10 protein-coding genes and 1 pseudogene are annotated in these 14039 nt (G+C 72.7%); 1 reads left to right on the top strand and 10 read right to left on the bottom strand.

Annotated features, from left to right (window positions below):
• Positions 1-78: 78 nt before the first annotated feature.
• The 3 genes from OHO27_RS34920 to OHO27_RS34910 all read right to left on the bottom strand — a co-directional run bounded on the left by OHO27_RS34920 (position 79) and on the right by OHO27_RS34910 (position 2270).
• On the bottom strand, positions 79-1032 hold the full coding sequence (locus OHO27_RS34920; RefSeq protein WP_328428943.1) for a phosphotransferase: 954 nt from the start codon (positions 1030-1032) through the stop codon (positions 79-81).
• A gap of 566 nt (positions 1033-1598) precedes the next feature.
• Positions 1599-1796: a hypothetical protein gene (locus OHO27_RS34915; RefSeq protein ID WP_328428942.1), complete on the bottom strand. Its 198-nt coding sequence runs from the start codon at positions 1794-1796 to the stop codon at positions 1599-1601.
• 234 nt (positions 1797-2030) lie between these two features.
• Entirely contained in the window at positions 2031-2270 is a 240-nt protein-coding gene (locus OHO27_RS34910) for a hypothetical protein (protein ID WP_328428941.1), read from the bottom strand.
• A 196-nt stretch (positions 2271-2466) separates the two neighbouring features.
• Between OHO27_RS34910 and OHO27_RS34905 the strand changes: the two genes are divergently transcribed.
• On the top strand, positions 2467-3885 hold the full coding sequence (locus OHO27_RS34905) for a serine/threonine-protein kinase (protein ID WP_328430644.1): 1419 nt from the start codon (positions 2467-2469) through the stop codon (positions 3883-3885).
• 19 nt (positions 3886-3904) lie between these two features.
• On the opposite strand, the gene OHO27_RS34900 is transcribed toward OHO27_RS34905, so the two are convergent.
• The 7 genes and pseudogenes from OHO27_RS34900 to OHO27_RS34870 form a co-directional block, all read right to left on the bottom strand.
• Positions 3905-4279, bottom strand: a complete 375-nt coding sequence (locus OHO27_RS34900; protein WP_328430643.1) for an NUDIX domain-containing protein — start codon at positions 4277-4279, stop codon at positions 3905-3907.
• A 28-nt stretch (positions 4280-4307) separates the two neighbouring features.
• Complete coding sequence (locus OHO27_RS34895; RefSeq protein WP_328428940.1) at positions 4308-5126, bottom strand: TrmH family RNA methyltransferase; 819 nt, start codon at positions 5124-5126, stop codon at positions 4308-4310.
• Positions 5127-5190: 64 nt separating this feature from the next.
• Positions 5191-6431: pseudogene (gene cobA / locus OHO27_RS34890) on the bottom strand (uroporphyrinogen-III C-methyltransferase).
• Positions 6432-6570: 139 nt separating this feature from the next.
• Entirely contained in the window at positions 6571-10668 is a 4098-nt protein-coding gene (gene cobT / locus OHO27_RS34885) for a nicotinate-nucleotide--dimethylbenzimidazole phosphoribosyltransferase (protein WP_328428939.1), read from the bottom strand.
• A 417-nt stretch (positions 10669-11085) separates the two neighbouring features.
• On the bottom strand, positions 11086-12303 hold the full coding sequence (cbiE, locus tag OHO27_RS34880) for a precorrin-6y C5,15-methyltransferase (decarboxylating) subunit CbiE (RefSeq protein WP_328428938.1): 1218 nt from the start codon (positions 12301-12303) through the stop codon (positions 11086-11088).
• 115 nt (positions 12304-12418) lie between these two features.
• On the bottom strand, positions 12419-13051 hold the full coding sequence (locus tag OHO27_RS34875) for a GNAT family N-acetyltransferase (RefSeq protein ID WP_328428937.1): 633 nt from the start codon (positions 13049-13051) through the stop codon (positions 12419-12421).
• A 142-nt stretch (positions 13052-13193) separates the two neighbouring features.
• Entirely contained in the window at positions 13194-14027 is an 834-nt protein-coding gene (locus OHO27_RS34870) for a MetQ/NlpA family ABC transporter substrate-binding protein (RefSeq protein WP_328428936.1), read from the bottom strand.
• Positions 14028-14039 lie beyond the last annotated feature (12 nt).

Genomic DNA, 14039 nt, shown 5'->3' with positions numbered 1-14039 from the left:
TCGGCTCAACTCCTCGCCGGTCGATCCTGCTTCGCGTCTCGCCAGAACAGACTCTGTCCGGCTGCGGTCGGTTGCACCCTACTTTGCGTAATCCCGGGTCAACTCAGGGGGGACGGAAGCCATTCGGTCACAGGCGTCCACGAGCGACTGCTCGACCTCGTCCAGGAGACGCCCCTCGGCCAAAGCCTTGGTGATCGCCCTTGCGGCGGTCTGCACGGTGAGGGCGCGGGCCGGGATGTCCAGGGCGGGCCAGGGGTCGCCGTCCGTGGGAACGGCCGGTCCGCCGGCGGCGCGGTACGCCGACAGGAATCGCTCCCACTCCTCGGGCGACAGCAGCCCGCAGGCGTACCAGGCGGCCGGCCGTCCCAGGTCCCAGGCCGGCACGCCCACGCCCAGGTCGTCGACGTCGATGAGCAGCCAAGGGCCGTCCGGGGCCGGGTGGCGGACGAGTTGGCCGAGGTGGAGGTCGCCGTGGCAGAGGGTCCTGGTGTCGGGCTGCGGCGCCTTCGCGCGGGCCCAGGCGGGGAGGGTGTCCCAGGCACGGAGGACGGCGGCGGTGCCGGCGGCTGGGCTGTCGCCCCGTTGTGCGCGGAGGCGGTCCACGGCATGGGCGGCCTTGGCCGGACCGCGCATGGGGGGCAGCGTCGCCGAGGCGTCGGTCGGGGTCCGGTGGAGGCGGGCGAGGAGGGTGGCTGCCGCCTCCCAGGGCGCCGCGTCGGGATCGCCGGGGTCCACGGGGGTGCCGTACGGCCAGAAGGTGACCAGTCGGCCGTGCAGGTCGGCGGGTATGGGGGTGAGCGGGGCCAGGAGTATGCCGGGGAGGTTGGCGGCGGTGGTGAGACGGGGGGTGAGTTCGGTGAGGGTGATGTCCGGGGCGTGGGCCTTGGCGACGGTGTCGGCGTGCCGGACGACGGTGGCGTCGGGGCGGTCGGCGAGGGTGACGGTCGCTCCGCAGGGACAGGGGTGGGGGCGTGTGTGTGCCGTGGCCTCGGCGTGTGCGGTGAGGGCGGGCAGGAGGGGGTTCGGGGTCACTGGGGTCCCTTGTGTGCGGGGGTCTGTGCCGAGGGGAGGGTACGTGGGTGACGGGGTTGGCTTGGGCGGGGGCTGCTTGCTGGTGGCCGGGGCCGGGCACCGGGTGTGCCCCCGGATGTCTCGCCCCCGCCGCCCCTACCCTTCCCGTCCTCCAGGGGCTCTGCCCCTTCGACCCCGTCCCTGGGGGCTGCCGCCCCCAGAACCCCGCTGTCGGCCTCAACGGCCTCGTCCTCAAACGCCGGACGGGCTGAAGTGCCCGGACCGGCGCCGAGAAGCGGAGCCACCTGCGGGTGGGTGGGGGCCCGGGATGGAGCAGCCTCGTCCTCAAACGCCGGACAGGCTGACTCTGCCTGGACCGGCATCAAGAGGCGAAGACCCTCCGCCCATGGCTCGCAAGCACTGCGCGAGCCCGCGCTCGGCCCAGCGGGCCGTCACAGGGAAAAGCAATGCCGGCGCAGCTCCCCAGCTGCGCCGGCATTTGTGCCGTCCGCCGCACCCCCGTCCCCACGGGGTTTCATGGGTGGATGTCCCCGCCCGGACCGCTCTTCCGGGCCTGGGGTCGCCGCTCAGCGCCCCAGCATCACTCCCACGGACGACGCCTGTGTGGCCACTGTCTCCCAGCCGTCGAAGACGACCAGGAGAAGGACCGCCAGGGGAAGGGCCATGAGCGTCGCCACCAAGGGGTGGCGGCGGCCCTGGCGGCGCGGGCGCAGCAGTGTGTGCTGCTGGGTGCGGATCAGTGTCCGCGGTGCCGTCTGGGCCATGGTCCCTCTCCTGACCTGTGTCAGTTGTCCTTGGCAGCGGCGGGTGTCTGACCTCGGGGGACGAGTGCTGCACCCGCCGCTTGACCTCAAATCTAGGCGGCGGGGCCACGCGGGGCGTCATGCCCTCGTACCGATTGGCGGGCCTCCCGGAGGATGAGCCATGACCTGGGGAGTACTCCCCTGGGTGGAGACGAGGTCCTGGGTCTCGGGGTCTTCCCCGAGGGGACGCCCGGTCTACACCGGTTTCTCCGAGCTGTCCTCGCGCGGCACGGGCTGCTCGACCAGCGCGAGAACCCGGTTCGCCATGAAGCGCGCCGTACGCACGACAGTCCCGCTTCGGGTGACTTCGCTCACTTCCACGACACCTCGCCGCACCGCTGTCTCCACCCGGCGGCCCGCCCTGCTCGCCACCACCTCGTACGTGCGGGTCGTGTCCCCCGCATCCACGACTATCTCCACGCGATCACCCTTCACAGGCCCAATCCCCCTTCTGCGATGGGTGGTTGGGGGACATTGCAGGACGAAGTCGCCCTGCTCGCCAGCCCCCTGACCACCCTTCAAGTCTCCCACCCACCACTGACAATCCATCGCCCCGAGAGGGCGCGGCCTCTGCGCACGGCGGCCCGTGGAAACGTAAGCTGTGGCTCGTCAGACGGACCGGGCAGCGGGGATGAACATGGCGATGATGCGCCTGAGGCGCGAGGACCCGCGCGTCGTCGGCTCGTTCAGGCTTCACAGACGGCTCGGCGCGGGCGGAATGGGCGTCGTCTACCTGGGCTCCGACAAGAAGGGGCAGCGGGTCGCGCTCAAGGTGATCCGGCCCGATCTGGCGGAGGATCAGGAGTTCCGCTCGCGGTTCGCGCGTGAGGTGTCGGCAGCACGGCGGATTCGCGGTGGCTGTACGGCACGGCTGGTGGCCGCGGACCTTGAGGCGGATCGGCCGTGGTTCGCCACGCAGTACGTGCCCGGGCCCTCCCTGCACGACAAGGTCGCCGACGCGGGGGCACTCGGCGCGGCGGACGTCGCCGCCGTCGGGGCCGCCCTGTCCGAGGGCCTGGTCGCCGTCCACGAGGCCGGTGTCGTCCACCGGGATCTCAAGCCCTCCAACATCCTGCTGTCCCCCAAGGGCCCGCGGATCATCGACTTCGGCATCGCCTGGGCGACGGGGGCCTCGACCCTCACGCACGTCGGCACCGCGGTGGGCTCCCCCGGCTTCCTCGCCCCGGAGCAGGTGCGCGGCGCCGCCGTCACGCCGGCCACGGACGTCTTCTCCCTCGGCGCCACCCTCGCCTACGCGTCCATGGGTGACTCACCCTTCGGACACGGCAGCTCCGAGGTGATGCTGTACCGCGTCGTCCACGAGGAACCCCAGCTGCACGGCGTACCGGACGCGCTCGCTCCACTGGTGCGGGCTTGTCTCGCGAAGGCACCGGAGGAGCGGCCCAGCACGCTGCAGTTGTCGCTGCGTCTGAAGGAGATCGCGGCCCGGGAGGCGCAGGGACTCGCGGACGTACGCCCGCCCGCGCCGCGTTCCGGAGAGGCGGACCGGGCAACCGGGCGGCTCGCCGACACCTACCCGGAACCGCAGCGTCTCCAGCGCCGCTCACCGGGCGCTCCCCCGCCGCGCGGCACCGCCGTCCCGCGCGGCAACGGCGCTTCCCGGGGCCCCGGTCCCGCGCGCGACGGTGTGCCGTCGCGGGGCGGCGGCGCCCCGACCGGCGGTACGTCCTCGTCCCGGCCCGGCCCCCGGCCGATCCCCGCCTCCCGCAACGCCCCACGCTCGGGCGGCGGCGGCCGGCCCGCACCGCGCAATGGCGCGGGCCGGCCGGCGCCACGGACGAGTACCGGTCGGCGGCCCGCCAACCCGCAACTGCTGCGGCAGCGGCTGTTCGTGTTCGTCGTGGTGACGCTGCTCGTGGCGCTCGGCATCGCGGCGGCACAGGGCTGCCAGGGCCCTGATCGCGGGCTCGGCGGTGACGGGGACGTCGTACGGCCGCAGCCGGAGCAGGTGGAACCCGGCTACTCGCCGTTGGACGAGGACGAACTGATGTCCCAGCGGTACGAGTCGACGTTCGAGATCCGCGACTAGGGTCCGAGCGGAAGGGGCCTCACAGGGCCGGCAGGATCCGTTCGAAGAACTCCCGATCGCCCTCGAAGACCGGATCCAGGGACAGGAACTCCTCCGGTGTGACCCAGCGGGCCTCGGCGACCTCGCCCGGGTCGGGGACGATGTCGCCGGTCTCGGCGTTCGCCGTCCACCAGTAGAGGCGGTAGCGGCCGTCGTCCGTCTGGGACTCCCAGACCTTGGCCAGGGGTACGACGCTGAGGCCGACCTCCTCGCGGACCTCTCGGACGACGGCCTCGCGCTGGGTCTCCCCCGGCTCGATCTTGCCGCTGAGGGGTTGCCAGTAGCCGGGACGTGCGACGGCCGGGCCGCGGCGGATGGCGAGGACGCGGTCGGCTCGGAGGAGGACCGCGACGATCGCCTCCCCCGGCCCATCGCCGTATGACCTAGATCTGCGGGCGGCCCGAGGCCACCGCGTAGAAGGCGACCGCGGCCGCCGCGCCGACGTTGAGGGAGTCGACGCCGTGGGACATCGGGATGCGGACCCATTCGTCAGCGGCGACCAGGGCCTGGGTGGTGAGGCCGTCGCCCTCGGCGCCGAGCATCAGGGCGACCCGGTCCATCCGGTGCGGGGCGGCCTCGTCGAGGGTCTTGGCCTTCTCGTCGGGGGTGAGGGCGAGGAGGGTGAAGCCCGCCTCGCGGACCGTCTCCAGGCCCTTGGGCCAGGTGTCGAGACGGGCGTACGGCACCGAGAAGACCGCACCCATGGAGACCTTGACGCTGCGTCGGTACAGGGGGTCCGCGCTGTCCGGGGAGAGCAGGACCGCGTCCATGCCGAGGGCGGCCGCGGAGCGGAAGATGGCACCGATGTTGGTGTGGTCGTTGACCGACTCCATGACCACCACGCGGCGGGCGGACTGGAGGAGTTCGGTGGCCGTCGGGAGCGGTTTGCGCTGCATGGAGGCGAGCGCGCCGCGGTGCACGTGGTAGCCGGTGACCTGCTCGGCAAGGTCCGGGCTGACCGCGTACACCGGGGCCGGGAGTTCGTCGATGACGTCGCGCATGACGTCGACCCACTTGGCCGAGAGCAGCATCGACCGCATCTCGTAGCCGGCTTCCTTGGCCCGTCTGATGACCTTCTCGCCCTCGGCGATGAACAGGCCCTCGGCCGGCTCGCGCTTGCGGCGCAGTTCGACGTCGGTCAGGCCCGTGTAGTCACTCAGGCGGGGGTCGGCGGGGTCATCGACGGTGATGAGATCGGCCACAGGGTGATACTGCCTTGTCCTGGGTGTGGTGCCAACGGTTCGGTACGGGTTGGGTTACCCGCGGTTACGCGGAAGGGTTCGGTCCACTCGGTCCCACGTTCACGACGTTGCCGATGACGATGACCGCCGGCGGCTTCACCTCGTGGGCGAGCACCGTCTCGGCGGCGGTCGCGAGGGTCGCGTCCACCCGGCGCTGGGCGGCCGTCGTGCCCTCCTGGACCAGGGCGACGGGCGTGTCCGGGGACTTGCCGTGGGCGATCAGGGTCTCGGCGACCTTCCCGATCGTGGCGACGCCCATCAGGATCACCAGCGTGCCGGTCAGCTTGGCGACGGACGGCCAGTCGACCAGGGAGCGCTCGTCGTCGGGGGCAATGTGGCCGCTGACCACGGTGAACTCGTGGGCGACGCCCCGGTGGGTGACCGGAATGCCGGCGGCGCCCGGCACCGAGATCGAGCTGGAGATGCCGGGCACGACCGTGCACGGAACGCCGGCCTCGGCCAGCGCCTGGACCTCCTCCATGCCACGGCCGTAGACGAAGGGGTCACCGCCCTTGAGGCGTACGACCGACTTGCCCTGCTTGGCGTGCTCGATCAGCGCGTCGTTGATGGCCTCCTGCGCCATGAACCTGCCGTAGGGCAGCTTCGCGGCGTCGATCACCTCGACGCTCGACGGCAGCTCCGCGAGCAGGTCGCGCGGGCCCAGGTGGTCGGTGATGACCACGTCGGCCTCGGCGAGCAGGCGGCGGCCGCGCACGGTGATCAGGTCCGGGTCGCCGGGGCCGCCGCCGACGAGGGCGACTCCCGCCGTGCGGGTGCGGTGGTGCGGGGCGACGAGGGTTCCGTCGCGCAGGCCCTCGACGACCGCGTCGCGGATCGCGGCGGTGTGCCGGGGTCGCGGCCGCGCGCGTCGGTGGTGAGGACCGCGACCGTGACACCCTCGCTGGTTCCCGTGGCCGGGGTCCAGGCGGTGGCGGCGTCGGCGTCGTCGGAGCGGACGCACCAGACGCGGTGGCGCTCCGCTTCGGAGGAGGCAAGGGTGTTGGCGTCGGCGTCGCTGGTGGCGATCAGGGCGTACCAGGCGTCCGACAGATCGCCGTCGGCATAGGGGCGTCGCTGCCAGGTGATCTCCCCGGCCTCCGCCATCGCCTCCACGGACGGGGTCGCCTCGGGGGACACGAGGAAGACGTCCGCGCCCGCCGCGATCAGTGCCGGGAGCCGGCGCTGGGCGACCTGGCCGCCGCCGAGGACGACCACCTTGCGGCCGGAGAGGCGGAGGCCTACGGGGTAGGCGGGGTTTTCGGCCATGAGGTGCGGCTCCTCGTCCTGGCAATGCGATGGGTGCTACGGCGCTGGAGCAGCCCTGACGTGCGGATTTTAGAGGTTGGTTCAGCGTACGGCCGGGGTGGGGTGCACGCAGGAGCGCGTACCCCACCCCGGTTCGAAGTCACTTCTCGGTGACACCCGCCGAGTCGAACGTCGCCACCTCGTGCATCGCCCTCGCCGTGCTCTGGACCAGCGGGAGGGCCAGCAGAGCGCCCGTGCCCTCGCCCAGCCGGAGGTCGAGGTCGACCAGGGGGCGCAGGCCCAGTTTGTTGAGGGCCGCCACGTGGCCGGGCTCCGCGCTGCGGTGGCCGGCGATGCAGGCCGCGAGGACCTCGGGGGCGATGGCGCGGGCGACCAGGGCGGCGGCACCGGCGCTGACGCCGTCCAGGATCACCGGCGTACGCAAGGAGGCGCCACCAAGCAGGAGGCCGACCAGTGCGGCGTGCTCGAAGCCACCGATCGCGGCCAGGACGCCGACGGGGTCGGCCGGGTCGGGCTGGTGGAGTTCGAGGGCACGGCGGACGACCTCGGTCTTGCGGGCGAGGGTCTCGTCGTTGATGCCGGTGCCGCGGCCGGTGACCTCGGCCGGTTCGGCGCCGGTGAAGACGGAGATCAGGGCGGCCGAGGCGGTCGTGTTGGCGATGCCCATCTCGCCCGTCAGCAGCGCCTTGTTGCCGGCCGCCACCAGGTCGCGGGCCGTCTCGATGCCCACCTCGATGGCCTGCTTGGCCTCCTCGCGGGACATCGCGGGGCCGGTCGTCATGTCGGACGTGCCCGCGCGGACCTTGCGGGGCAGCAGGCCGGGGGTGGCGGGCAGATCCGCCACCACGCCTACGTCCACGACGCACACCTCCGCGCCCACCTGGCCCGCGAACGCGTTGCAGACCGCGCCGCCGCCGAGGAAGTTGGCGACCATCTGGGCCGTCACCTCCTGCGGCCAGGGGGTGACGCCCTGGGCGTGGACGCCGTGGTCGCCGGCGAAGATCGCGACGGCCGCGGGCTCCGGGATCGGCGGCGGGCACTGCCGGGACAGCCCGGACAGCTGCGCGGAGATGATCTCCAGCATGCCGAGTGCGCCGGCCGGCTTCGTCATCCGCTTCTGCCGCTCCCAGGCCTCACCCAGCGCCTTGGCGTCCAGCGGGCGGATCTGGGCGACGGTCTCGGCGAGCAGGTCGTGCGGCTCCTCGCCGGGCAGGGCGCGACGGCCGTACGTCTCCTCGTGCACGACCCAGGACAGCGGGCGGCGTTTGGACCAGCCGGCCTGCAGCAGCTCGGGCTCGTCCGGGAACTCGTCGACGTATCCGACGCACAGGTAGGCGATGACCTCCAGGTGGTCGGGCAGGCCGAGGGCGCGGACCATCTCGCGCTCGTCGAAGAAGCTGACCCAGCCGACACCGAGGCCCTCGGCGCGGGCGGCGAGCCAGAGGTTCTCGACCGCGAGCGCGGCGGAGTACGGCGCCATCTGCGGCTGGGTGTGCCGGCCGAGGGTGTGGCGGCCACCGCGGGTCGGGTCGGCGGTGACGACGATGTTCACCGGGGTGTCGAGGATGGCCTCGATCTTCAGTTCCTTGAACTGCTTCGCGCGGCCCTTGGGGAGGGACTTGGCGTACGCCTCGCGCTGCCGCATCGCCAGCTCGTGCATGGTGCGCCGGGTGTCCGACGAGCGGATGACGACGAAGTCCCAGGGCTGGGAGTGCCCGACGGAGGGCGCGGTGTGGGCGGCCTCCAGGACGCGGAGCAGGACCTCGTGCGGGATGGGGTCGCTGCGGAAGCCGTTGCGGATGTCGCGCCGCTCGCGCATGACCTTGAGGACGGCCTCGCGTTCGGCGTCGTCGTAGGCGGGCGCGGCCGGGCCGGTGGGCTGCGGTGCTTCTTCCACGGGCGCCGTGCTCTCTTCTCCGGGGTCTTCCTGGTCGGCGGCCCGGGTGTCCAGGTCCTCCGCGTGCTGTACGAGTTCGGGGCCGCCGTCGCGAGGTGCCGGAACCGCGGCGACGGGAGCCGGTGCCTCCTCCATGGGGAGGACGAGCGGCTGCGGCGGGGTCGGGGCGAGGTGCGGGGTGGTGGGCACGGATCCCTCGACGGGGACGAACTGGCCCAGCGGCTGGTCCGGCGCGGGCTCCTGGGCGAAACCGGTAGGGACGAAGGCCGGGGCGTCGGCCTCACCGGGCGCCACGGGCTCCGTGGGCTCCACGGGTGCGAGTGCCGGGGCCTGCGCGGGCAAGGCGGCCGGGGACCGGAGCTGCGGGCCGGCGGGCTCGGCGACGAAGAGCTCGGGAGCCTCGGCCGGGGCGGGCTGGGCCGCGGCCGGTTGCGGGGCGGCGGCATCGGCGGCGACTGCGGCGAGAGGCTGGGGGGCCACGGCGGGCTCGGCGGTGACGTCCGGGGCCTGGGCGTCCGGGAACTGGGCCACCGGGGCAACGACTGCCGACGGGTCCGCCAGCGGGGCCTCCGCGTCGTCGGCCGGCGCGCTCACGGCCACGGCCTGCGCTTCGGCTTCGGCGTCCGGCAGAGCGGCGTGCTGCGGCGACTGCTGCTGGTAGGCCTGCTCGGCGTCCGCGAGTTCCGGGGCCGGTTCGGAGATTACGGTCGCGGAGGCGTCGTCGGTGGGCACGGTGACGGCGTCTCCCGGCTGCACCATCGGCGCGAGGTTCCCGGCCTCCGCGAGCTCGGCTCCCTGCGCCGCGTCGAGAGCGACCGGGGCCGGGGCGGCCTCAGGGGTCGGCTGGGGGGCAGCCGGGGCAGAGACGTGGGGGGCTTGAGGAGCTTGGGGGGCGTCCGGGAACTGGGCCGCCTCGGGCGCTGCCGGCTCGGCGACATGCACGGGGGCCTCGGGCGCGGGAGCGTCGAGAAGCGGGGCGGCTTCCGGAGCGGGGGCGTCAGGGACCTGCCCAGCTTCAGGGGCAGGGGCGTCGGCGACCGGGGTGCCCTCGGGAGCCGGCGCCTCGGGGAGCGGCGCAGCCTCAGGGACGGCGTGCTCGGGAAGCGGCGCGGCTTCAGGGACCGTCTGCTCGGTAAGCGGCGAGGCCTCAGGGACCGTCTGCTCAGGGAGCGGCGCGGCCTCAGGGACCGTCTGCTCAGGGAGCGGCGCGACCTCGTGCACCGCCTGCTCAGGGAGCGGCGCGGCTCCGGGATCCGTCTGCTCAGGGAGCTGTGTGGCTTCAGGAGCCGTCTGCTCCGGAAGCGGCGCGGCCTCAGCCGCGGGCATCTCGGAACCGTGTCCGGCGTCAGCAGCGGTCGCAGCGGCAACCTGCGCGGCCCCGTCAAAGGCCGCATCGGCAGCCAGGTCCCCCGGCGCCTGCCCGGCACCCGAGTCGACCTCGCTCATCGGGACATCCCCGGCAGGGACATCCACCGCAACCGCCGGAGCTGCGACCTCGGCGGCACCGGGATCGGCCCCGTCCACCACAGCCTCACCGGCGTCCGAATCCACGCCCACAGCCTGGTCGGCCTCGGGAGCAGGAGCCACCGCGAGCTCATCGGCCCCAGGGGCGAACGCGGCCACCGGCGCCTCACCGGCGCCCTGGCCGTGTACCGCCCCGGCAGCCGACGCGGCATCGTCACCCGCCGGCTTCTGGGCGCCGTACGCCGCCTCCTGCGGATCAGGCGCGTCGGCCTCGGCGTCTTGAACGGCACCCGCCTCGGCGCTGCCGTCCGTGGCCACCTGCTGTCCGTTCGGAACAACCGTTTCGGCAGTCGGTGCCTCGGCGATCACCTGCACGGCGGCCTGGCCGGGCGTACCCCAGGCGGCCGCCGGCTGGGGGGCCGACGCCTCGTGGTGCTGCGGGACGTCCAGGTACTCGGGGCCGGGCTGGCGGGCGGGGGCGCCGACGGCGCCGCGGTCGGCGAGGGAGCGGACCGGGCTGGCGGAGGCGTCGGGGATGGGCGGACCCAGGTGCAGGGGGCGGCGCGGGGTGATCGGCGGAATCGGCGCCGACGGGGCCGGCAGACGGACGGCACTGAGGTCGACCGAACCGCTGTCGCGGCCGGACATCTCGTGCGCGCCCGGCTCGTGCAGGGCCTCGAGGACCGGCTCCGGCGCGGGCGGGACGACCTCGGTGCCCCAGGCGCCCTGGGATCCGGGCAGCAGCAGGTCTTCGTCCTCGGCGGTGGTCTCGGAGAGGTAGGTGTACGTACCGTGCGCCGCGGGGGCGCCCGGCTGCTCCACCATGCCTGCGCTCTCCGGCAGTCCCTCGCCCGGAACCTGGCCGGTGTCGGTCATGCGTACCCCTCGCCCATCGGTTAGTGCTTCCACGACCAGCTCACCGGGGACGGCGCACCGACCGCCCCCGTAGAGAAGAACGAGCGTGCGTGCCCAGCGGCACGAACGACCCGCCCAAAAAAGGCGACAAAGCCATTGAGTGGCATTGTCGTGGCCGTTCGTCCGTCGCGACAGGTTGATCCGCGACAGGCCGCTGTGGACTGCGCCACGTTGCGCGTCCTCCGGTTTCGCCGTACCACACCCACCCCAAATGGGGAGCGTTTTTCCGGACATTGACCGACGAAGTGCCGGGCGACCGAGTGCGGTACAACGATCGGCCAGCCTACCGCGCGCGGTACGACAACCGGATCACGGGGAGGCCTACGCGATTACACTGTGCGGTCGGTCGGTGCCCGCCCGTCGCCCGACCACCACCCCTCAACGAGGCGCTTCGCGCCGCCCCAGATCTCCGCTGAGTAGGAAGATGACCGTCCGCTCCCGCTCCGTCCAGGCACGCGTGTCGAGTTGTACGGACTGCAGGAGGGCGCACTCCACGTCGTAGCCGTGTTGGGTGAGGTCGCGGCCGATGAGTTCGGCTTCGTCGCGGGTGGCGGCGTGGGTGACGATGCGCTGCGGGCGCCGGTCGGCGACTGCGGAGACTACGGCCGCTCCCCCGCCTCCGATGCGGACGACGTCAGGTTCGGGGAGGTTCTCCAGCACGTGCGGGGCCCTGCCGTGGACGACCTGGAGCTGGATCCCGAAGCCGCGGGCGTTGGCCTCGGTGCGCTCGCAGGCGCGCGGGTCGCGGTCGACGGCGATGACGGCGGCGCCGGCCCGGGCCGCCTCGGCGGCGAAGGCACCGCTGCCGCAGCCGATGTCCCACACGAGATCGCCGACGCGGGGGCCGAGCCGGACGAGTTGGGCCGAGCGGAGCGGCTCCAGCTCGCCTTCGCCCATGAGACCGCCGTAGGCCTCGGCGGGGAGCGTCCAGCCGCGCGGCGCGGCAGAGGGGTCGCGGCCGGCGATCCACCCCCCGCCCTCCGCGGCGGCCACCTTGCCGCCGATGACGATCACGACGTTCGGGTCGCGCCAGGTGTGGTCGGCGGCCTTGTCCGAGGTGACGACGGTGACCTGCTCGCGGTCGGTGCCCAGCTCCTCGCAGATGACGAAGGTGCGGTGGACGCCTTCGAGGAGGAGGCCGAGTTCGGCGGGGCCCGCGCCGGGTGAGGTGAGAACGGCGACCTTGGTGTGGGCGCGGCACACATTGACCGCGCGGCGCAGGGTGCGGGGGTGTGCGACGACCACCTGTGCGTCGTCCCAGGGCATACCGGCCCGGGCGAAGGCGGCGGCGACGGAGGAGACGGCGGGGACGACCTCGACCTCCAGGCCGAACTCGGGCGCGCGCAGGGTCCGTACGACTCCGAAGAAGCCGGGGTCGCCGTCGGCGATCACGACCGCGGTGCCGCGGTGGCCGGCGATCCGGCGGGCGGCGAGGGCGACGCTGCCGAGGCGGATGCGCTCTGCGGCGGGCGGCACCTCGGGGAGCGCCAGGTGGTGGGCGGCACCGGCCACCAGCGTGGCGGCACCGAGGGCGGAGCGTGCCGCGGCGGTCAGCGGCGAGCCGTCCCAGCCGATCACCGTGACCCGGTCGGCCATCGTCGTCTCTCTCCAGGGTTTGCGCAGGTCGTCGTCGGGCAGCCCGAGGGGCAGGCTCCGTGAGGGTACCTGGTCGCCGCGCGGGCACCCCGGGCGCCCGTGGGTTCGCTACCCGTCAGTTCCAGTCACCGAACGAGGTGAAGCCGTCGGCCGGCTGATCGCCGACGCCTTCCAGGTCCTCGGGCAGCAGGCTCCAGACGATGAGGTCCGTGCGGACGTCGATCCACTCGCCGCTGTCGGTCCTGGCGCGCGCTATCCAGGCGCCGCGCAGTACGCCCTCGCTGATGCAGCCGATCTTCTGCGCCACCTGCTGGGAGGCGGTGTTGTCGGCGGGGGTGCGCAGTTCCAGCCGTTCGAACTTCTGGTCGTGGAAGAGCCACTGCGCGGTGGCCAGGGCCGCTTCGCAGGCGTAGCCCTCGCCGCGCGCCCAGGGCGCGACGACGTAGGAGATCTCGCTGGAGCGGACACGCCAGTCGGAGTTCTGCAGGCGCACGACGCCGACGAGACGCTGGGTGAGGAACTCGGTGACGGCGAAGACGATGCCGCGTCCCTCGGTGCGTTCGGCGGGGGCGAGTTCGGTGATCCAGGCGTGGGCGTCGGCCTCGGTGTAGGGCTGCGGCGCGGAGGTCCAGGCGGTGACCAGTTCGTCGTTCATCATCTCGGCCAACGACTGGATGTCCTGGTCTTCGAAGGGACGCAGCACCAACCGCTCCGTGCTGATGGAGATGTTGGGGAAGGTGCTAGTCATGCGCCACTCCGTAACCTTCGGAAAACCTTCAGTGCCTGCTGAACTGCCCAGCATGCAGCATGAAAGCACTGAACTGCACCACGGGGTCCACCCCAAGTGAAGGAGTGGACCCCGTGCGTGGCGATACGCCGTATACGCCCCGTCAGAAGGCGGCGACGACAGCGCCTTGGTACTTGTTCTCGATGAACTTCTTCACCTCGGGCGAGGTCAGCAGCTTCGCGAGCTTCTGCACGCGCGGGTCGTCCTCGTTGCCCTTCTTCACGGCGAGGAAGTTCCCGTACGGGTTGTCCTTGGGCGACTCGGCGGCGATGGCGTCCTCGGCCGGGCTGAGGTCGGCCTCCAGCGCGTAGTTGCCGTTGATGACGGCGGCGTCGACGTCGCCGAGGGAGCGCGGCAGCTGGGCCGCCTCCAGCTCCTTGAAGTTCAGGCCCTTGGGGTTCGAGGCGACATCCTTGGGGGTCGCGTCGTAGCCGACGCCGGCCTTCAGCTTGATGACGCCGTTCGCTTCGAGGAGCTTGAGCGCGCGGGCCTCGTTGGTGGTGTCGTTCGGCAGGGCGACCGTGGCGCCCTTCTTGAGGTCCGTGAGCTTCTTGACGCCCTGGGAGTACACGCCGAGCGGCTCCAGGTGCACGGTGGCGCCCGGCACGGCGGCTATGTCGGTGCCGTTCTTCTTGTTGAAGTCGTCCAGGTACGGCTGGTGCTGGAAGTAGTTGGCGTCGACCTCACCCTGCTGGACGGCCGTGTTCGGCGTCACGTAGTCGGTGAACTCCCGGACCTCGAGCTCGAGGCCTGCCTTCTTCGCGAGGTTGTCCTTGATGTAGGTGAGGATCTCGCCCTGCGGGGTCGGCGTGGCGGCGACCTTCAGCGGGGCGCTCGCGTCGGAGCCGGAGTCCTTGTCCGAGCCGCAGGCGGAGAGTCCGAGGGTGAGGGCTCCGGCGGCGAGGACAGCAGTGGTGATCTTGGCGGTGTTACGCACGAAAAGTGCCTT

This window comes from Streptomyces sp. NBC_00443 (assembly GCF_036014175.1).
GTDB lineage: Bacteria > Actinomycetota > Actinomycetes > Streptomycetales > Streptomycetaceae > Streptomyces.
The sequence above is the reverse complement of the archived record's forward strand: the minus strand, read 5'-3'. Positions and strand labels throughout refer to the sequence as shown.